The organism is Acinetobacter sp. YH12105 (assembly GCF_013419095.1).
In the GTDB taxonomy this organism is placed as follows: Bacteria; Pseudomonadota; Gammaproteobacteria; order Pseudomonadales; family Moraxellaceae; genus Acinetobacter; species Acinetobacter pseudolwoffii.
In genome coordinates, this window is sequence record NZ_VPAU01000003.1 from 145482 (window position 1) to 166370 (window position 20889).

The 20889-nt window shown below is 44.3% G+C and carries 17 protein-coding genes and 8 tRNA genes; 16 read left to right on the forward strand and 9 right to left on the reverse strand.

Features of this window, described 5'->3' with window-relative positions:
* Positions 1-41: 41 nt before the first annotated feature.
* From dapE to FTU44_RS04120, 3 genes are all read right to left on the reverse strand, one after another.
* On the reverse strand, positions 42-1178 hold the full coding sequence (dapE, locus tag FTU44_RS04110) for a succinyl-diaminopimelate desuccinylase (protein ID WP_180049576.1): 1137 nt from the start codon (positions 1176-1178) through the stop codon (positions 42-44).
* Positions 1179-1299: 121 nt separating this feature from the next.
* Positions 1300-1452 (reverse strand): entericidin A/B family lipoprotein, encoded by a 153-nt coding sequence (locus FTU44_RS04115; RefSeq protein WP_004280704.1) that lies wholly within the window; start codon positions 1450-1452, stop codon positions 1300-1302.
* Between the two features lie 112 nt (positions 1453-1564).
* Entirely contained in the window at positions 1565-2440 is an 876-nt protein-coding gene (locus FTU44_RS04120) for a DUF1853 family protein (protein WP_005169712.1), read from the reverse strand.
* Positions 2441-2527: 87 nt separating this feature from the next.
* On the opposite strand from FTU44_RS04120, the gene FTU44_RS04125 reads away from it, so the two are divergent.
* The 11 genes from FTU44_RS04125 (at position 2528) to FTU44_RS04175 (ending at position 5446) form a co-directional block, all read left to right on the forward strand.
* Positions 2528-2986 carry a YbaN family protein gene (locus FTU44_RS04125; protein WP_100355569.1) on the forward strand — a complete coding sequence of 153 codons (459 nt, stop codon included), beginning with the start codon at positions 2528-2530 and terminating at the stop codon, positions 2984-2986.
* Positions 2983-3516 carry a cell wall-recycling L,D-carboxypeptidase ElsL gene (gene elsL / locus FTU44_RS04130; protein WP_005097834.1) on the forward strand — a complete coding sequence of 178 codons (534 nt, stop codon included), beginning with the start codon at positions 2983-2985 and terminating at the stop codon, positions 3514-3516. Before FTU44_RS04125 ends, elsL begins: the two co-directional genes overlap by 4 nt.
* A 496-nt stretch (positions 3517-4012) precedes the next feature.
* Positions 4013-4088, forward strand: a tRNA-Val gene (locus FTU44_RS04135).
* 28 nt (positions 4089-4116) lie between these two features.
* A tRNA-Asp gene (locus FTU44_RS04140) sits at positions 4117-4193 on the forward strand.
* Positions 4194-4241: 48 nt separating this feature from the next.
* A tRNA-Asp gene (locus FTU44_RS04145) sits at positions 4242-4318 on the forward strand.
* Between the two features lie 21 nt (positions 4319-4339).
* Positions 4340-4415 (forward strand) — tRNA-Val (locus FTU44_RS04150).
* A gap of 14 nt (positions 4416-4429) precedes the next feature.
* Positions 4430-4506, forward strand: a tRNA-Asp gene (locus FTU44_RS04155).
* Between the two features lie 70 nt (positions 4507-4576).
* A tRNA-Val gene (locus tag FTU44_RS04160) sits at positions 4577-4652 on the forward strand.
* 12 nt (positions 4653-4664) lie between these two features.
* Positions 4665-4741, forward strand: a tRNA-Asp gene (locus FTU44_RS04165).
* Positions 4742-4840: 99 nt separating this feature from the next.
* Positions 4841-4916: transfer RNA gene (locus FTU44_RS04170), tRNA-Val, on the forward strand.
* Between the two features lie 71 nt (positions 4917-4987).
* Positions 4988-5446: a DUF2750 domain-containing protein gene (locus tag FTU44_RS04175; RefSeq protein WP_180049578.1), complete on the forward strand. Its 459-nt coding sequence runs from the start codon at positions 4988-4990 to the stop codon at positions 5444-5446.
* A gap of 24 nt (positions 5447-5470) precedes the next feature.
* Here the strand turns inward: FTU44_RS04175 and FTU44_RS04180 are convergent, their stop codons facing one another.
* The 4 genes from FTU44_RS04180 to yccS form a co-directional block, all read right to left on the reverse strand.
* Positions 5471-6265, reverse strand: a complete 795-nt coding sequence (locus tag FTU44_RS04180) for a YdcF family protein (protein ID WP_180049580.1) — start codon at positions 6263-6265, stop codon at positions 5471-5473.
* Between the two features lie 95 nt (positions 6266-6360).
* Positions 6361-8940: a sulfite reductase flavoprotein subunit alpha gene (locus FTU44_RS04185; RefSeq protein WP_180049582.1), complete on the reverse strand. Its 2580-nt coding sequence runs from the start codon at positions 8938-8940 to the stop codon at positions 6361-6363.
* Positions 8941-9110: 170 nt separating this feature from the next.
* Positions 9111-9671 (reverse strand): YcxB family protein, encoded by a 561-nt coding sequence (locus FTU44_RS04190; RefSeq protein WP_005169724.1) that lies wholly within the window; start codon positions 9669-9671, stop codon positions 9111-9113.
* An 85-nt stretch (positions 9672-9756) separates the two neighbouring features.
* Positions 9757-11931: a YccS family putative transporter gene (gene yccS / locus FTU44_RS04195; protein ID WP_159138270.1), complete on the reverse strand. Its 2175-nt coding sequence runs from the start codon at positions 11929-11931 to the stop codon at positions 9757-9759.
* Positions 11932-12070: 139 nt separating this feature from the next.
* Between yccS and FTU44_RS04200 the strand changes: the two genes are divergently transcribed.
* On the forward strand, positions 12071-13288 hold the full coding sequence (locus FTU44_RS04200; RefSeq protein WP_180049584.1) for a multidrug effflux MFS transporter: 1218 nt from the start codon (positions 12071-12073) through the stop codon (positions 13286-13288).
* Positions 13289-13367: 79 nt separating this feature from the next.
* Here FTU44_RS04200 and FTU44_RS04205 read toward each other — a convergent pair whose 3' ends face one another.
* Positions 13368-14075, reverse strand: coding sequence for a nitroreductase (locus tag FTU44_RS04205; RefSeq protein ID WP_005097826.1), 708 nt, complete (start codon positions 14073-14075; stop codon positions 13368-13370).
* 913 nt (positions 14076-14988) lie between these two features.
* Between FTU44_RS04205 and gltS the strand changes: the two genes are divergently transcribed.
* Together gltS and FTU44_RS04215 are read left to right on the forward strand one after the other, a co-directional pair.
* Positions 14989-16227, forward strand: a complete 1239-nt coding sequence (gene gltS / locus FTU44_RS04210) for a sodium/glutamate symporter (protein ID WP_100355594.1) — start codon at positions 14989-14991, stop codon at positions 16225-16227.
* A gap of 45 nt (positions 16228-16272) precedes the next feature.
* Entirely contained in the window at positions 16273-17748 is a 1476-nt protein-coding gene (locus FTU44_RS04215) for a sodium:alanine symporter family protein (protein ID WP_074383429.1), read from the forward strand.
* Between the two features lie 54 nt (positions 17749-17802).
* On the opposite strand, the gene chrA is transcribed toward FTU44_RS04215, so the two are convergent.
* Positions 17803-19011 carry a chromate efflux transporter gene (chrA, locus tag FTU44_RS04220; RefSeq protein WP_180049586.1) on the reverse strand — a complete coding sequence of 403 codons (1209 nt, stop codon included), beginning with the start codon at positions 19009-19011 and terminating at the stop codon, positions 17803-17805.
* A 122-nt stretch (positions 19012-19133) separates the two neighbouring features.
* On the opposite strand from chrA, the gene FTU44_RS04225 reads away from it, so the two are divergent.
* Together FTU44_RS04225 and FTU44_RS04230 are read left to right on the forward strand one after the other, a co-directional pair.
* Positions 19134-20138 carry a patatin-like phospholipase family protein gene (locus FTU44_RS04225; RefSeq protein ID WP_005169741.1) on the forward strand — a complete coding sequence of 335 codons (1005 nt, stop codon included), beginning with the start codon at positions 19134-19136 and terminating at the stop codon, positions 20136-20138.
* Between the two features lie 345 nt (positions 20139-20483).
* Positions 20484-20660 carry a hypothetical protein gene (locus FTU44_RS04230; protein WP_005097818.1) on the forward strand — a complete coding sequence of 59 codons (177 nt, stop codon included), beginning with the start codon at positions 20484-20486 and terminating at the stop codon, positions 20658-20660.
* Positions 20661-20889 lie beyond the last annotated feature (229 nt).

The window sequence follows — 20889 nt, forward strand, 5'->3', positions numbered from 1 at the left end:
GAACTCCATGGAGTTCCTTTTTTATTGCGTTATGAATTTACTTAATTGGCGAGTAAATTTACCAAAATCTGTTCATAAATTTCAGCCAGTGGCTCCAGATCGGCAATATCAACATGCTCATTGATCTGATGAATGGTGGCATTCAATACGCCAAGTTCCAGTACCTGTGCGCCTGTAGGTGCAATAAAGCGGCCATCCGAGGTTCCACCAGAAGTAGAAAGCTCGGTTTCAGTGCCTGTGACATTTAGAATAGCGGTTTTAGCTGCATTGACCAGCTCGCCGACCGGGGTCAGAAATGGCAAGCCAGATAAAGTCCAGGAAATATCATAATCCACACCGTGACGATCCAGAATTTCCACAGTACGTGCTTTAAGTTCTTCGGCAGTCACTTCAGTTGAATAACGGAAGTTAAATAGCAGATTCATGCTACCCGGAACAACATTGGTTGCGCCTGTACCTGAATTGATATTGGAAATCTGGAAAGTGGTTGCCGGGAAATATTCATTGCCATGGTCCCAGACGGTGTCACACAGCTCGGCAATCGCTTTAGAGGCGCTATGAATCGGGTTCACTGCCAGATGCGGATATGCCACATGACCTTGTTTGCCTATTACCGTGAGATTGGCATTTAAAGAACCGCGACGGCCATTTTTGACAATATCCCCCAGTTTATGGGTACTTGACGGTTCACCGACCAGACACCAGGTAATTTTTTCATTACGCGCTTCCAGGGTTTCAATGACCTTGACTGTACCATTAATTGATGGGCCTTCCTCATCTGACGTAATCAGGTAAGCAATTGAACCTTTATGATTTGGGTGTTTTTCTACAAAACGTTCTGTCGCTACGATCATAGCTGCCAAAGCCGTTTTCATGTCGGCACTGCCACGACCATAAAGTTTACCTTCACGGATTTCGGGTAAAAATGGATCTGAGTTCCAGTCATCCAGGTTGCCCGTTGGCACCACATCGGTATGGCCAGCGAAACAGAAGACCGGACCTTCTGTGCCTTTGCGTGCCCAGATATTATCAACATCTTCAAAACGCATGGATTCAATATTGAAACCAATCTTTTTTAAACGTTCCGCCATAATATTCTGGCAGTCATGATCAATGGGGGTGACAGAAGGCTGACGTAATAGTTGCAGGCTTAAATCGAGAGTAGCGGAAGAGCTCATGCGGTTTTCAACAGTCGATAATTTTCTCGGCTCTATAATAGGCGAATATCGGCTTGAATGTGAACGATCGATATAAAAAAACCCTATCTGAGATAGGGTTCTATGAGCATTTAAGAAAAAACTAGTTTTGACGGATTTCGTCAGAGGTTTTTTCAGCAGTGTTGGTTACCGCATCGCCCGCCTTAGACACGTCTTTGCCCATACCTTTTACGGTGTTACAGCCAGTTAATACAAAAGCCATCATTAATGAAGCAGCAAGAATTTTTTTCATCATCATCTCCGTATAATCAATAATAAAATTATTATGATGTGGAACTTAGAGTAGAAAATATACGCACTAAAAAATATGTGGTTTTCATAGTGCTTCGGTTAATAAATGTAATGCTTTATAGGGGCTTATGTGATGGATATTGAGTTAGTACCGGTTGGCGATACATATAGAAGTCATTGCGATCGATTTTTTTATAGAGACCATCCGTCCACCAGGTCGCAGTCAAACTGCTTGGCTGGGCTTGCGGATAAATCCATTCATGCCGTTGCAGGCGATAGAACGCGTCTTGTGCAGCAGGAATATGCTGCCCCCATAGACCTAGGCGACGCTTGGTATTAATCCAGGTGGGAATAGGCTGATCAGCATAATGGGTCGGCAGATACAACTGTCCCTTCATCACACAAAAACGTTTTTGAATAGAATGTGCTAAAGCTTCATCAAATTGGAACTGTTTTTGTGTGAAATGGTTCATTTTTCTGATTAAGGTATCGGTGCGGTTCAGGCCGTACCAATGCGGCAGACTAAAATCTGCTTCGGCCAGATAATATTTCAGGGCAATTTCCCAGTGTTCAACCAGTCCGGTATCGGTATTAAGGACTAGGAAATCCAGTTCACCCAAGGTTTTTGCACCCTCAATTTGCTGAATACTATGACCGAGTAGCTGATAGGGATGATAAGCATCGTCGAGTAACCAGAACCAGACCAGCATTTCAAAGCGCAGCCCCAAACGCGTGCTTTTCAGTTGCTGCACAAATTCGATTAATTCTTCTGGATGCTGATCGAGAAATTCCAAACGTGGATGATACTGGCTAAGATATTGCTGCCAAGTCTGGCTGTCATGCAGCTCAAAGCGATGTATGAGTTCAAGCTCCTCGGGAATACCGGACAGGATATTCGGACTACCGACAGCAAATGCCAGTTGCCGTACCAGAGGATGTTGATAACGATGCCATGCTTCTACAAGATTTTGGTTTAAACTGGAAAAAGACATGGTACAACCTGTGAAAAGTGCAGAAATACAACGGACAGTATCGGAAAACGCTTTATACTACCTGAATTCTGCGGTTAGGGTTGATGTATGAAAGTGTTGTTTTGGCGGAGTCTGGTGGTGCTGTTTGTGATCCTGGGCTTTATCGGTGCAATCCTGCCGGGTATGCCAACAACGGTCTTTTTGATTCTGGCTGCTTGGGCGGCATCTAAAGGTTGGCCACAAATGGATAACTGGTTATTGAACCATCCCAAATATGGCTCGACTTTAAGAGATTGGCGGGCACATGGTACTGTACCGCGTAAGGCCAAATGGCTGGCCAGTATCATGATGCTGATCAGCGGGATTATCATGCTGTTTACTACCGCACCCTTGGCAGTAAAAGCCTTTACCAATATCACCATGCTGATTGTGGCCATCTGGTTATGGCGACGTCCTGAACCGGATCAGGTGATGCTTCATCAAGAAACGATTCATACTGAAAAAACAGAGATAAAGTTAAAGAAAACAGAGTTAAATAAAGTAGATTCAGAGAATAACAAGTCATGAATACCTTGCATCTGGATCAAGCAGATATCCTGATTGATCTCGCCCAACAAAAGCTGTATTTGCCACGTCTAAACAAGCAATATCTGATTTCCACTGGTAAAAATGGCATTGGTGAAACTGAAAATAGTGGCAAGACCCCACGTGGCTGGCACAAGATCGCTGAAAAGTTTGGTCAGAATGCACCTTTAAACAGTGTATTTATTGCACGTCAGGCGACGGGTGAAATTTATGATGCTGAACTGGCAGCAGAGTTTCCGCAACGTGACTGGATCTTGACCCGTATTTTATGGTTGAGTGGGCTTGAAGCCGGTTTTAATCAAGGCGAGGGCTGCGATACCTATCAACGTTATATCTATATTCATGGCACGCCAGAAACAGAAATGATGGGAGAGCCACTTTCTCATGGCTGTATTCGTATGCGTAATCTGGAGGTCGCTGAACTCTTTGACCTGGTGGGTGAGAATGCCTTGGTGTATATCTCGGAACATGCATTAGATTCAAAAATGCTGAAGGGTGTGCATACTGAATAATGAATCGATCTTTAATGTCATGTGAAAATGATTTTGTTTTTACGGGCGGGATGAGATGATTTAATACAGTTTAAGACATTTATTAATCTGATCCAGATCCTATTTTTACAGCATGAAACGGGTTGAATCATCGTCTAAAGCTAAACTTTATCGCTATTTTTCACATAAAAATAAATGACAGTTGAAAGATTACATGAACACAACGCCGAGTAATTTTAAAGCTTTGTATAATTCTTGATCGGAACTAAAGCATACTGCCTGAGTGAGTCTGAAATCTCGCAAGAGAAGACAGGAAATTTTGTTGTGATTTTCATTTTGGAAATTAAAAAATTTCGGTAGAGACTTAAAAAATAAACAAAAAGTGTTGTTTTTTTTAACAAACAACCTATTTTTTAATCACTCACACCTAAAAAGTGGAAAACATTCCGAAAAGCGTTTGACAGGCTGTGCAGATTCTCTATAATGCACCCATCAAACGATGATAGACGTTTAGAAAGGGCGCTTAGCTCAGTTGGTAGAGCGTCTGCCTTACAAGCAGAATGTCGGCGGTTCGATCCCGTCAGCGCCCACCAAGCTCTTTCATGTTGAGACCTTATAGTTGCAGCGGTAGTTCAGTTGGTTAGAATACCGGCCTGTCACGCCGGGGGTCGCGGGTTCGAGCCCCGTCCGCTGCGCCACTTTAAGATCTTGATTCTCGTTTGCCACAATTGCGACATTGTGTAAATGCAGCGGTAGTTCAGTTGGTTAGAATATCGGCCTGTCACGCCGAGGGTCGCGGGTTCGAGTCCCGTCCGCTGCGCCATTTATACGATAGACCTTTTGAGGGCGCTTAGCTCAGTTGGTAGAGCGTCTGCCTTACAAGCAGAATGTCGGCGGTTCGATCCCGTCAGCGCCCACCATAATCTTTTGCGATGCAGCGGTAGTTCAGTTGGTTAGAATACCGGCCTGTCACGCCGGGGGTCGCGGGTTCGAGTCCCGTCCGCTGCGCCATTTCAAAAGAAATTAAATTTAGGTCCCTGAGCTTAAATTTGATTAAACTAAAGATTGACACTCTTTATCAGGGCGCTTAGCTCAGTTGGTAGAGCGTCTGCCTTACAAGCAGAATGTCGGCGGTTCGATCCCGTCAGCGCCCACCAGATTCTTACGATGCAGCGGTAGTTCAGTTGGTTAGAATACCGGCCTGTCACGCCGGGGGTCGCGGGTTCGAGCCCCGTCCGCTGCGCCATCCTAAGATGAGAGACTTGGATTCCTGAGATCTGAGTGTTCAATATACCAAGACATTCCTTGTCTTGCGTCATTAAAAACAACGCTGTTGTTTTTCTCAGGGCGCTTAGCTCAGTTGGTAGAGCGTCTGCCTTACAAGCAGAATGTCGGCGGTTCGATCCCGTCAGCGCCCACCATATCTTTCTTGCCTAAACACTGAACATTTCATAGAATTTGAAGTCTATAATAATTTGAAGGTTTCACGACGATGAGAAATCCATATCAGCGCAAGGCAGCGACCAAATCTCAAACTACATACGACCCTCAACACCTTTATAAACAATATATTGAATCGATTGTCGCGAATGCCAGCATTTTTGCGCTTTATCAGGATGGCTGGGCTTTGTGTGCGACCCCTACTGGACAGCGTGCATTTGCTTGCTGGCACAGTAAAGGTCTGGCTCGTCTGCTGATTAAAGACAATTGGGTGAATTACGATATTCAGGAAATTGGTCTCAAGGATTTTGTAGAGAAAGTGATTCCGTTTTTACGTCAGGAAAGTACCATTGTGTCTCTTGATCTGACGCCAGAAGGGCAGAATATTCTGGTGGCACCGGAAAAATTATTACTGGATATCAAAAATTATCTGTATCAGATCTATGTGCAAAAGCCGGAACTTTTTAAAAATCCGGATATGCCTTTGCCAAGACACATTCGTTTAAATTAATTTTCTTGTTGTTAAGCAGCTTGTTTATTGGAACAGTGAATATTCATTCAGCAGCCAGCCATTAATCAACGCAAAATATTCACGTAGCCATGAATGGTAGCGAGCATTCTGAGGAGTGCTGGCACTCAGACTGATCACTTGCTGATAGCCCTGATGTCTGGCAATAGCACGGGCACGCGGGCTATGAAAATCATTGGTCACAATCACAATGGGCTCATTTCGATCAATATTCTGTTGTTGCAAGATCGCCTGAGAATATTGCAGGTTCTGTTGGGTGCTTCTGCTTTGATCTTCTAAGCGAATCGGGTTTTTGAGCTGCGGATAGGTCATATGAATATAATGTTGCATGACTTCAGCTTCGCTTTGTCTTTCCCGGAAATTTCGTCCCCCGGTCATAATCATCAACGTATCTGGATATTGTTCTGCATATTTTGCTGCAGTATCCAGACGATTTTTTAAGATGGGTGAGGGTTGACCCTGGTTAATCCCACTACCTAATACCAGAATCGCTGTAGCCGGTTGTGCAGGAATATTCGAGTTAATCGACATCTGGATATAAGCAAAAAAAATCGCAACACTGATCATCCAGAGTAAAAATCCGCCCCAGAGACTGTTCCAGAACAATGTTCTGAGTCGAGAATTTTGTTTCCAGCGCTGAATAGATGAAAAAAGCAGGGCATACAGGATCAGTGCCACAGCAATGATGATAGATAGCATGATACCAAAATGCCTTTGGTCCTGATTCAGTAACCAGACGCTATTGATACAGAGGATCAAGCCAAAGATCAGACTGAGACTTCGTTTAAGTTGATTGAGCATCCAAGTTTCCTTTTTTCTTATTCATATTTTTATTATTACTTTTGTATTTTCAAAAACCGGGCTATTGCGCCCGGTTTTTAGTATATCAGTTCATCTTAATATACATCACGGCGATAACGGCCATCCAGACGTAATTGATCGAGCAGCGTTTCACCAAGTATCTCGGTCAGGGCCTGATCGACATCACTGGCCATGCCATTGATGCTACCACAGACATAAATCACTGCGCCTTGGGCAACCCAGGTTTTCAGCTCTTCAGCCTGTTCCCGTAATTTATGATGCACATAGACTTTTTCCTGCTGGTCACGAGAGAACGCAAGATCCAGCCGTTTCAGGGTTCCCATTTGCAACCAGGCCTGAATGGTTTCTGCAAAGAAGAAATCATGTTCACGCTGACGTTCACCGAAGATCAGCCAGTTTTGGGTGTATTCCTGACGGTTACGGGAGCTGAGCAGACTCATTAAACCAGCAATACCGGTACCATTCCCAATACAAATGATCGGACGGTTATCATCAATCAGGTGGAACGATTCGTTGCTGCGAATGCGTAGCGCAATCGGTGCATTGAGTGCGGCATGCTGGGTTAACCAGCCTGAACCCAGACCTAGATTTCCATTCGCATCAGCTTGCTGACGTACCACCAGACGCAGGACTTGCTGACTTGGAATGCTGGCAATCGAGTATTCACGTGATGCCAAAGCCGGTAATTGCTTGAGGAGCTGATCCAGTGAATCAAAAGGTTCAGCCTGAGTCAGATCACGATCCCAAAGCGCGCGCTCAATGCTTTGCTGCATAGAAGGCACTTGTGTGCCGGCAGCAATATTGTGTTGTTGCATAAATGCCTGAATACGTTCCGGACTGTTAGCTGGCTGAATCTCGGCAATATCACCTGCTTGCCAGATTGCTTCATGCTCAGGAATCAGTTCGATATTAAAGGCAGGAGCACCCAGACTACCTGGATTGAGGATTTCACGTTGAGTCAGTGTCCACTGATCAAAGGTTTTATCGATACCCATGGCTTGCAGTTCAAGGCGAGTTACTTGTGCCAGTGCAGTATTCCATTGCTGGATGTGCTCATTATTGGCATTATCCACTTCAATGGTGGTGAATAACTGCTGGGCACCATTTTGCTGCAACCACTGGTCAATACGGTGACCAAAACTGCAATAGCTATCCGGATATTCTTGAGAACCGAGCGCCAACACCGCATAATTTAAATGCCGCAGATCAGCTTTGCCGGACAGGATTTTTTTCTCAAAAGAAGAGGCCAGATCAGGTGCTTCACCTGTGCCATAAGTACTGGCAACAAATAATACCTGCTCGGTTTGCTGTAAATCGGCAAGCGTCAGTTGTTGTACCGCTTTTACTGTTGCTGGCTGACGCGCTTCCTGCAGGGCAGTTGCTGTACGCCAAGCCAGTTGTTCTGAGACACCTGTTTGTGATGCATAAGCAATCAGCCAAGGTTTGGCATTTTCATCTAAGTCAACTGGAGTGACACCCTGACGCGCTGCCAGCGTTAAGCGCTTCTGTTTACGACGTTTCAGATACAGCATCCAGCCTGTCACAAAGAATAATGGCATTAACAAGGCTGCGACCATGGCAAAGAACTGGTAGATCGGGCCGAAGAAGCTGCCACGATGCACCGGTAACATGCTGCTCATGATCTTTTCATTGAGCTTTTTATCTTCATAGAATTCAACTTCTGTAAATTCGGCTGTCTGGTAATTATAAGTGGCACTGTTCCGCGCACGTTCATGCTGGGCAACCGGATCGACAAAGCTGAGCTGCATGCTGCCGTCGGGTTTTTTGGGAAGATTAAAGGTTACTGTGGAATATTTATCTGAAAATTCAGTATTAAAGCCAGTCCAGCTCAAATCTAGCGCGCGGCCAATCTGTTCTGGATTCATGCCTTCTTCGCGTCCTTCACCACGTGGGCCGCGTTCGCCACCTTGACGTCCTTCACCACGATTATTGCCCGCATTGGCTTGCATGGTAGGCTGTGGACGTTCAACGCCGAGAACTTTAAACATCCCGCTACGCCACCAGTCATAGGACCAGTACAGACCAGTACAAGCCAGAATCAGGTAGAAAATCACCACCCAGGTTCCCACAACAGCATGCAGATCCCAGATAAAATTACGGCCTTTCAGCTTGGGTTTTACAAAGAACCATTGCTTGATCGAATGACGTTTTGGCCAGCGCAGGTAAAGACCGGACAAGACGAAAAAAATCAGCATTAAAGTACAAGCACCGGTAATCTGTTTGCCGACCGGGCCAACCGTTAAATTACGATGCAGTTGCTGAATAAACTGGAAAAATTCCCGACCCTTAATTTCAGGCAAAACTTCGGCAGTATAGGGATTGATCAGGATGTTATGACCACGCCGTGCTCCCTCTTTGGCAATATTTACAGTACTTGAAGCACTTGGATCTTGTGCCACGCTAATACTGTTAATCTTCATCTCTGGAGTGGTATTTTGAAAATGCTGATACAGCTGAGCAGGCGTAAGTTTGTCACCTTGCTGAACCTGAACCGTATAACTGTCGTTATTTATCCATTTTAAGATTTGTTGTTCATAGGAATAAATTGCGCCAGTGACGCCCATCAAAGAGAGGATTAAACCTGCTGTAATCCCCAGAAACCAGTGGATTTGGAAAAATGTTTTTTTAAACATGGTCGTCAGATTAAGGGTGAGCTTTATAAAAGTGGCCAAATTATAACTGAACTTTAATACTGAATTATAGGTGTTGAGGATAATATTTATTCTCATTATCATTTATTGTTTTAGGATTAAAAAAACCTCCATGCCGGGGCAGGAGGTTTTTTATTGAAACGTGTACAAGTTTAGATTTGTTTGGCTGCACCAACTTCTGCTTCTAGATGCTTACGAATCGTGTTAAAAGAAAAGTTTTTGCTGTCCAGACGTTTAGGCAGGATATAAGCACCTTGCTGGCCTTTTACCTTGAAATTGACCAACATGAATTCTGGTGTGTTGTACCATTCATAAATGTCTTTCCAGCTGATCGCACCCACACCTTCCTGCATGCCCATTTTCTGACGCATGATGATACCGTGCGGTTGTACGCCCAGACGAACACCTTTGATTTCCTGTACCGGAAATTCATTCATCTTGCGTTTAACATACCATTCCAGACCAAAGGTACGGATCAGGTAATACAACACCACACAGGCAATCGCCACCCAGCAGAACACGGTTGAATAGTTCTTGAGAAGCAGAAGGCCCAGAATAGAAAGTGCAACAACAGCACCCATGATCAGCCATGCTTTCATGCCAATTTTATTGGTACTACGCCAGATCACCAGCTGAGCATGACGCTGCTCGGCTTCTGAAATTTCATAGTTCACAGGCTGTAGGGTATAAGCGTATAAATTTTTCGCGGTCATAGTGAAACTAGCAGATTTAAAACTGTAAAAAGTTTAGCATTAATTGTACCAATTCAGTGAGTATATTGTTCCAAAATTATCCAAATTATAATGAACCGAGTTCTGTTGCCTGTTCATCACGCTCATGGCTCAAACTTTGTTTCAATTGGCTCAACTGGTTTAAAATACTGAACATTAAAGACAGCTGCTGCAAAATGATCAGAGATTTCTGATCTTGTTCCTGATCATGTGACAGGCGCTGACGAATATGGACAATCATATTTTGCGCCCTGAAATCGGGCGTTTCGTCTCGTAATAATGCACCGCGAATGTTCTCTAATGCATTATCCAGTAAATTCAGAATGTCCTGATCCTCAATTCTTCCTCGGTGCGCACCCAGCGCGGCGATATAACTGATAAAGGTATGGTTCAGACACAGGAACTCAAAGGCCAGCGATTTTTGTACCGGATCAATATCCGGTTCAGTGGCCAGGGTCGAAATGAGTGAAGCCACCTCGGCATCGGTATTGTGGGCAGCACGGCGCACAATCCGATATTTCAGGCCATTATTACGCCCCGATTTATATTGCTCGATCACTTCACTTAAATAGTCCGCTTCTGCCTGCAAGCTGCGTTTGATACTGCGCGGCAAACGTCGGAACTTCCAGTCCGGGAAAATAAAGCTGACCCCGAACCAGGCAATGGCACAGCCAATCAGGGTATCAATCATCCGCGGGATAGCCGCAGCAAAGCCCATACCATCCAGATTGAAGTTGATCAACGCAAGAATCGTGATAAAGGCCGTGGCTTGGGCATACTGTTTACTACGCAATTCAAAGAACAAGATCCCGCTGAACACCAGCAGTAATAATTGTCCTTCGACAGAAGGTACAAAATATAAAATGGCATAACCGAAAATAATACCGACCAAGGTACCGACAATCCGCAGACGTAAACGCCGTTTGGTGGCGTTAAAGTTTGGCTGGCTGACAAACAGTGCAGTTAATAAAATCCAGTAACCATATTCAATATTGCTGACCTGTACAAAGATATAGCTGATCAGCAGCACAATCGACAGGCGGATGGCATGCCGGAACAGCACCGATTCTGGGGTGAGATGCTGTTTAATTCGAACCTTGATGTCATCCCAGCCTTTCAGGTCATCATCTCTGAGCTGGTTTTCGATATGTTTAAAGCGCTCGGCTTTGATACTTTGCTCGGTTTCCAGGTTACGTAACTGGGCATCAATCGATTTCAGGTTCTGAAATAGTGAAAATAAGGCATTAATCCAGACCTGATCATAATGCTGATCCTGACGTAATTTCTCCAGAGACAGCCGAAGATTGTCAAAAGCATGCTTGAAGCGTTTGTTATGTACATAAGGCTTGCGCAGCAGCAAACTTTCGCTCAGGTCCTTGCAGGCTTTGCCCTGAATCGACATGATGCGCTGAAAGCGGAACAGGATGTCGCTGTGCTGGAAAATCTTGGCCAGTTTCTGATAATCAATATGGGCTGAATCGGCACGTTCATGAATATCCTGCGCCACAAAATAATATTGCAGACTGCGACGGGTATCTTTTTGCCCACGGTCGCCTTTTAGACGGGTCAAGAGCGCCGTTTTCATTTCGTTAAAAATGGCAATCAGTTTGCCATTTTCAAGAGAAAGATCAATCATGCTCTGCTGATAACTGGTCGGGGTCATGTCCACATCAAACAGATTGGACTTGGCATATAAAAAGTCACCAAGCGAAGCATAAGAGGTGGCAAGCTTGTCTTGTGCCAACCGGGCAGGGAAGACCAGGAAACTGAGTGTCGACAGAATGCCGTACCACATCGCACCGATGACCAGCAAGCCGGCCTGCTTATACCATTCATCGAACAGTTCGACACCCAGCATGGCATAGACGGAAACCACCAGACAGCCATAAGAAATTGTGGCATAGCGCCTGCCAAGGGAGCCAAGCAGAATCAGGCCAATACAAGAAACAATCAAGGCCAAGGCGAACAGCGGCGGATAAGGATAGAGCAGATAAACGCCAACCGCAGTAATAAAGAAACCCATGTAGGTATACAGCAGATTGAGAATACGCACCGAAAAGCGGTCATCAATATCGCTTAAACCGGCTGCGACCACACCTAAAGTCAGCGGAATCGTCATCAATTGTTGCCCCATAAAATAGGGAACAAAGGCGGTACCTGCAAATGCCGTCATCATTCGCAGGTTATACATCAAGGTCGTATTATAGGTGGTTTGCTTGAGACGAGTGAGCCAAGATTTCAAAAGTCGTCCTTTATACTGCAGTCTTACAGATGAATCTGAATATGCCAATGAAAAATAGTAGGTTTATAAAATTTCATTTCAAGCTAAATCATACTATGCACTGTGTTAACTTGTCTGCATATTAGCGCTTTAAATCTTCATGCTTATGCCATCGAATAAAATCGTACAACCACCTTATGCCATGTCCTGGATTGTTTTGCTAGCGGCGCTGAGTGCGCTCGGGCCTTTATCCATTGATATGTATCTTTCTGCCTTGCCGGCGATGGCAGCAGATTTTGGCGTCAGTACCCAAATGGTCTCGAATAGCTTGCCGGCTTACTTCTTCGGTCTGGCTGTGGGGCAACTGATTTATGGGCCGATCAGTGACCGGATTGGGCGTAAACCACCGCTGTATTTTGGGCTGTGTTTATACATTGTGGCAAGTCTGCTGTGTGTGTTTGCGCAGGATGAATGGAGTCTGATCGCTGCACGGATTCTGCAGGCTTTGGGTGGTTGTGTCGGGGTGGTCATGGCCCGTGCGGCCATTCGTGATCGTCTGGATATGTATTCAGCAGCTCAGGCTTTTGCCAGCATGATGATTGTGACCGCGATTGCACCCATTCTCGCGCCGAGTCTGGGGGCCTGGGTGTTGATGTTTTATGAATGGAATGTGATTTTTTTGGTGCTGATGGGCTGCGGTCTGCTGAGTCTGGCCTGTGTACATTTTCTCTTTAAAGAAACTCTGGAACCAGAACGCCGTCTCAAGCTGAACGTTCAACAGGTTCTAAGTTTGTACCGTAGCATTTTTCAGGATCAAAGCTTTCGACATCCGCTTTATGCCGGCTGTTTTTCCAGTGCGGTGATGTTCTGTTATATCAGTGCATCTTCGGCCATTTTGATGGATCGTTATCAACTGACTGAGCAGCAGTTTGCCTATGCCTTTGGTGCCAATGCTGTCGGGATCATGTTATTTTCGACCTTGAATAAACGTCTGGCTGGGCGTTTCTCGATATTGCAACGCCTTAAAATCGGCATTGTTCTACAGTTAGTGGGTGTTTTCGTTTTAGTATTGCTTGGCTATCTGGATGTAGATTCTATTGCATTGGTCTTGCTGGGCATGTTTGTCGTGGTGGCGTCGATCGGTTTTACTGGCCCGAATGCTATGGCATTGGCTATGGCGAAGCAGGGTGCACGTGCAGGAACTGCTAGCGCGATTATGGGCAGTATGCAATTTGTCTGTGGCTTATTGGGCGGGCTTTTACTAAATTTTCTGGTTTGGAATGCTTTATTAAATATGGCATTGATTATGCTGGTTTTTGTTTGTATTGCCGTCTGGGCAATTTGTCAACTTGAGCTGCCAGTATTCAAACATGAATAAATGCCTGATCTGGCTCTGGCCAGATAAAATCTAAAGATCTGAAAATAAGGCCAAGTCGATAGACTCAGCCTTGATTCAATCACTCATCAATAAATACAGCGAATTCTTCTACCGGGACACGCGGCGTAATAAAGCTGTTAATGATCTGCTCTGGATCGGCATAGCCCAAGGCCATGCCACAGACCAGTTCTTCATGTTCAGGTGCACCGACCAGATCGAGTACGATGGGATGGAAATGATTCCAGGCGGCCTGCGGGCAAGTGTCCAGACCGCGGGCTTTTGCTGCAATCATGACATTCTGGATCATCATCGAAATATCCATTTTCGAACCAATGGCCAAAGAGCGATGTACGGTAAAAAACAGTCCCACCGGTGCATCAAATAATTCAAAATTACGCAGCTGCTGCCGTGCCATTTTTTCTTTTTCGCCTTTTTGAATATTCAGCAAACCATATAAGCCCCAACCATTTTCACGACGACGTTCAATAAACGGCGAGAGCCATTGTTCAGGATAATAGGCAAAGGTTTCTTGGTATTGTTCCGCCAGCTCGGGATTGGCATAGATTTGCATTTGGGCCTGACAGACGCGTTCTACCAGTTCATCGCGTTTTTTACCTGTCACAACATAGACTTTCCAAGGTTGGGTATTGGTGCCCGAAGGTGCGCGGCTGGCCACAGTTAAAATCTGTTTCAAGATGTCTGTACTGACCGGCGTATTTAAAAAAGCGCGCACCGAATGGCGAGAGGTGATCGTTTGATCTACAGCATGAACAAGTTTTTGATCCATTTTGATGTCCAATCGAATATCCATATGAAGTTTTGAATGACTATAAACTAAACAAACAGTAGGGTGGACAGAAAAATTAAATCGCGGGCCAGAATGGAAAAAGTATTTATCAGTGAAACAAAAGATTGATATCTAGCTTGATGTTTTAAATAGCCTCAGTCAAATAGTCAGGACATTGGTTAAAAAGCTTTGATGAAATTAAAAATTAGCTTAAAACTCGGATGCTTGAACCATTTGAACATACTAATTGCCTGCACAGATGAAGTGGATTGGGATAGAAAAGCACGTTAATTCCATTGAAATTTCTTGGTTTGATAAAGTTTTAAGTAAGAGATTAATATTTTTTTTCGATAACTAGAGAGTTTGACGCTCATCTAAAAACCCTAGACTAATAATTATTTTTTATAGATTGATTAACTATTCTTAATAAAAAACAATAAAACTTTATACAAAGAAACAGCATAATATGCAGCTTTTCATCTTAATCCATGCGCTTTGGGAAAATTCAAGGTCGGCATGCACAAGATTTATTTTAAATAACGCTATTCCAAGTGGCTTGAATTAAGCTAGTCAGGTTAAAAGCGCTCACTAAACCTTGGTGTTTTTTGAGAAGTAGAACACAGTCTTATAGATCTGACTCTCCTGTTAAATTTGTATGCTTATACCATTCATTGACAGCAATAGAGCTTAAATCAAAGCTGTATTTTGGCTTTTATAAATCTCTCATTTGTTGAATATGATCGTGATGATGATATTCATAAGTTTGAAAGAGATGGTGGATCATTTTGTTATTTTAAAAGCATTAGATGAGGTCAGAATATTTTAGGTCGAAATCGATGAGAGATCTAAAGCTCGGTATCTCTGCATCACTTTTAGAATGATAAAAAATCAACATTATCTTGGGCAAAAAATTATGGATTTTACTTTTAACGCATTTTATACCTTGATTGCCGCAGTTATTGTTTTGTTACTCGGCCGATTCCTGGTTAATAAAATCGATTTTTTAAAGCGCTACAATATTCCTGAGCCGGTCGCGGGCGGTTTGGTTGCGGCGATCATCTCATTGCTGGTGCATTCATTGTGGGGATATAGCATCACCACCAGTGCAGAATTACAAACCAGCTTTATGCTGATTTTCTTTGCTTCGATTGGTCTGAGTGCCAACTTTTCCAAGTTGCGTGAAGGCGGGATCGGTCTGGTTATTTTCCTGTTTGCTGTTTCGGCTTTCATTATTTTGCAAAATGCAGTCGGCATGAGTCTGGCCACCTTGCTCGGTATTGACCCATTGATTGGCCTGATTGCAGGTTCAATTACCTTAACCGGTGGTCATGGTACTGCAGGTGCATGGGGCGAGATTTTTGAGGTTGAACATGGCATTCAGGGTGCTTTGGCACTGGGTATGGCCAGTGCGACTTTTGGTCTGATTATCGGTGGGATTATTGGTGGTCCTTTAGCAAAATTGCTGATTAACCGTCATAATCTCGCAATTGCACGTACGGATCAACAAATCGAAAAGCGTGATAGCACGCCAATGGATATCAACTCGACCGAATATATTCCATTTGAATATCCGCATCAGGTGCGTTTAATTACCGCAGATAATGCAATCACGACTTTGGGTCTATTTGCAGGCTGTTTGGCTTTTGCAGAGTTTATGACGGGTTTCAGTAAAGGTACTGCATTTGAACTGCCAACATTCGTGTGGGCATTGGCGGGTGGTGTCATCCTGCGTAATGTACTGGAAGGTATTTTCAAAGTTCAGATTTTCGATCGTGCCATTGATGTGTTCGGTAATGCTTCATTGTCGCTGTACTTGGCGATGGCATTGTTATCATTGAAATTATGGCAATTGGCTGACCTTGCAGGACCACTGATGGTAATTCTGGGTGCACAGACCATCACCATGGCTTTGTATGCCGGTTTTGTAACTTTCCGCCTGATGGGCAAGAACTATGATGCTGCGGTACTTGCAGCAGGTCATTGTGGTTTCGGTATGGGCGCAACGCCAACAGCGGTTGCCAATATGCAGGCGATTACCAATATGTATGGTGCGTCGCATAAGGCCTTCCTGATCGTTCCATTATGTGGGGCGTTCTTCGTTGACTTAATCAATGCTACTGTTATTCAGATGATTTTGAAGTTTTTTGCATAATTTTTATGCCTGATACGATGAGTCATAGGCTCATAAGGATGTGACATGAATGATCAGTTAAATGAAACCTTGCTTGGCTGGATTAATGCCCTGAATGGCCCTTTATGGGACTTTCTAGTGGTGTTTCTGGTCGCAGTCGGTATTTTCTATACGATCATGACCGGTGCAGTACAAATTCGTTTGTTCTGGCACAGCATGAAAGTCATGAAAAATAGCCGTGGCAAGGTTCAGGATACACACGGGATTACCCCGTTTCAGGCCTTTGTCACTGGTCTTGCAAGCCGGGTCGGGGTGGGTAATGTTGCGGGTGTGGCAATTGCCATTGCGATTGGCGGGCCGGGCGCGGTGTTCTGGATGTGGGTTACTGCATTTCTAGGTATGAGCTCTGCTTTGGTGGAATCCTCATTGGCGCAATTGTTTAAGGTGCGCGATCATAAAAACCAGCAATTCCGTGGTGGCCCCGCGTATTACATTACTCAGGGGCTAAAACAGAAATGGCTCGGGATTGTCTTTGCAATTGCATTGATCACGACCTATGGCTTTGTGTTTAATGCGGTTCAGGCCAATGCAATTAGCGGCGCAACCTCGCATGCCTGGGGCTGGGATCAGGCGAACCTGCTGCTGCCCTTAGGTGGATTGAATCTGGAAATATCATGGGTCGGTCTGTTCCTGGTTCTAATCACGGCTATGATTATTTTTGGCGGGATTAAACGGATTGCGAAAGTCGCTGAAAGCTTTGTGCCTTTTATGGCCGTGCTTTATCTGGCGGTGGCCTTGTATATTGCCGTGATCAACTACGATGTCTTGCCCTCCATTTTTCAGCTGATTTTCAGTAAAGCCTTTGAGTTTGAAGCTGCCGCGGGTGGTTTCTTTGGTGCCATGATCTCTATGGCCATGATGATGGGGATCAAACGCGGTCTGTTCTCTAACGAAGCCGGGATGGGTTCAGCACCGAACGCTGCCGCAGCCTCTGATGTGAAGCATCCGGTCAATCAGGGTCTGGTACAAATGCTCGGGGTATTTGTAGACACTTTTGTGGTGTGTTCATGTACTGCGATTATTATTCTGGTCTCGGGCCTGTATGAAAATGCCGGTTTTGAAGGCGTGACCCTGACTCAGATGGCGCTGGAAAGCCAGATTGGTGCCTGGGGTGATGATTTCTTGGCCTTGATCCTGTTCCTATTTGCCTATTCTTCGATTATTGGTAACTATGCCTATGCCGAAGGAAACGTTCAGTTCATTAATAACAATCGCCGGGTCATGCTGATCTTCCGGATTTTTGTGTTGATCATGGTCTATTTCGGTTCTGTCGCCAGTGTGCCATTGATCTGGAATATGGCAGACCTGTTTATGGGCATCATGGCAAGTATTAACTTGATTGCGATTCTGTTGCTGATGCCATTCCTGCTGATGCTACTCAAAGACTATACCGGTCAGTTGAAGCGTGGCGTGAAAGAACCTGAGTTTAAACTGGATAATCATCCTAAGTTTAAAGACAAGGTCAAATCTGATATCTGGTAACCCTGCAAAGCAAAAAGCCCTGATCGTTCAGGGCTTTTTTATGGCTGGAGTATTTTAAAAGAAATTCAAATAACTTTGATAAAGGATAAAACCCAGAATCAGGCTGCACCAGACTGGTAATTTTGAACGGAGTAAAGCAATCATTACCACAACGAACAGCAGGTCGGAGATACTGTTAAAATAACGTTGTGACAGATTCAGGAGCAAAGCCAGTAACAAACCCACTACCGCTGCATTAATTCCCATCACGGCCTGATGAATCAGCCGTTGCTGCAGCAGCCATGACCAGTAGGGCAAGGTGGCAAAGATCAGAAAAAATGAGGGTAAAAAGATTGCACAGGTCGCTAAAAGTACATTCAGCCAGAGATAGGGCGTCCACGGCAGCACAGCGCCAATATAACTAGCAAAACTGAATAGTGGCCCGGGCATGAGCTGGGCAAATGCATAGCCAAGATCAAAAGATTGCGCATTCACTATGCCAGTCGCGACAAAATCCTGATGGAGTAAGGGCAGAATCACATGACCACCACCAAAAACCAGCGAACCGGTCTGATAAAAATCACTCAGGAATTGCAGGCCCGACCCATTCGATAGTTTATCCGCTAGGGGCAGCAACAAAAATGGCAAGATAAATGCCAGCAGCCAGTAGGGTGCAGCAGCAGATTGCAGATAAGGCGAGCTGATTTCATTACTGTCACTGTCTTTGAGCTTTTTCGGATCTAATCTGGAAGAATATCCCATCAACATTCCACAAATTGCGCCGAGGATGATGACGAGAATCTGGTTATAACTCACCGAAATTACCGTCAATAATATGACAGACAGCAGCAGGACTGCATATTGCCAGGCCGTTTTACAGCAGCCTCGCAGCATCTGCCAGAATGCCCAGGCAATAACAGAAAATACAATGAGCTGAATGGTATGAAAGCTATTTGAGTTTAGAATATGAACATAGTGTTGACCCAGTAGCGCGACACCAGTCATGAGTATGACCGAGGGCAGGGTGAATCCCAGCCATGCCATCAATGCCCCTAGATAACCACGTTGCAGATATCCGATAGACAAACCCACCTGACTACTGCTCGGACCCGGTAAAAGCTGCGCCAAAGCCACCAGTTGACTGTATTGGGTATCATTGAGCCATTGTAGTTGCATCACAAATTTGCGGTGAAAAAATACCAGATGTGCGGCTGGCCCGCCAAATGAAATACAGCCCAGTTGCAGGAAAATCAGAAAAATCCGGTACAGTGAAATGACTGACATAGCATGAAGGGGAAAATGAAGACAAACTACCCGAACTGTATGACAATTTTACGAAATTCTACAGATTATTTAAGCAGGTGTTTATACACTATGCTGCTTTAGTTAATGAGGACATTCTCTACATGCAGAAATATGTGTTGAGTATTGTGGCACTGGGTGCATTCGGCCTGAGTGGTTGTCAAACCACACCGATGACAGTCCAGTCAGCTACCAATCATCTACAACCTGCTGCGCAACGTGGAGAAGCTCAGGCACGTCCGAATCAAATTGATTTTGAAAAGATCAAGCAAACTGAACAGCGTCCGGTCATTGCTCTCGTTTTAGGCAGTGGTGGTGCGCGTGGCTATGCACATATCGGTGCGCTCGAAGTACTGGAACAGGCCGGTATTCGTCCGGATTTTATTGTTGGAACCAGTGCGGGCAGCATCGTCGGATCTATTTATGCCAGTGGTAAACCGGCGATTGAGCTGCGCAATATTGCCTTGAGCATGCGAGCAACCGATGTACGCGATATCAAACTGGATCGAAAAGGTTTTTTTGATGGCAAAAAAGTAGAAGACTATGTCAATTTACAAGTCGATCAAACTCCACTAGAAGCCATGAAAATCCCGATGTTTGTGGTGGCCACAGCACTAAAAGAAGGCAAGAAAGTCGTTTTTAATTATGGCAATACTGGACAGGCAGTACGTGCTTCAGTGTCGATTCCGAGTATGTTTATTCCAACAATAATTGAAGAAAAAGAATATGTCGATGGCGGGCTGGTCAGCCCGGTACCGGTGAATGTGGCACGTGAGCTGGGAGCAGATATTGTGATTGCGGTTGATATTCTGGCACAGCCTATTCATACGGAAACCAGTAATGTCTGGGGACTGTTTAACCAGAATATTAATATTATGCAGCAACACTTGGCACAAGAAGAATTAAAGCATGCCGATGTGGTGATCCAGCCCGATTTACGGGAAAAAGGACATATCTTTGATGTACGTGGCAGAGAATTAACCATGCAGGCCGGCATTGATGCTGCACAGTTAAAACTGATGGATATTTCTCTCGCTTATCAAAAATATAATTATGCTCGCGGCCATCATATTCCGCTCTTTGTGGCTCAGGAACAGCAGCAGCCCTAAAGCATATTGCGGTTAAATTTTTTTGTTCATTTTTTATGAGATCGAATCAGGTAGGCAAAGCTATTGCATCCCTATGCTTTCCAGATTCTGATCTTAACACTGGCTGATCGTTATAAAAGATTAAATCATTGTTTCTGCATATGAATTGGCCAGAATTTTCAGGAGAGATAAACTTTATTTTGACTATAAGTTGTTGAATTATAAATTATGTTTTTTTGGGAATAAGTGTTGCTTTTCTAAGTCGAAATTTTAATATTATTATTCCTATACTTAAGTTGATCAAATATTTAAATATTGTTCATGACAGAATGTGCTTTGAAAGATTACTGAATAGATGTAACGACAATGAATCAGATTAAAATTGGACATCAGGTCAAGTTGGCGCAATTTGAACACTATATTTTTACAGTGACAGCTGCACATCCTGATGGTTCTTTCACGGTCACTACCACACTGGATGGTCAGCAAATTCTCAGCTATGAAAATGTCGCCCAGGAAATGTTAAAACCACTCATGCGCTAAATCAGTAATGATTTATCCAGCATCTTGAATTATTTTTTGCAAAATGAGAGCGGCCCGAAAAAAACTTGAGCTGGGTAAGCAGACGCTTTAGATCAATAAGTGTTTATTTGTTTGGAACTTAGCTTATTGCTGAGCCTTGAGATTTGTTAAATATATTTTTTTCTGTATGAGTGCAGTTTCTATATCAATAATTATGATGCTTCATTTGCCGAATTGAACATTTTATTCA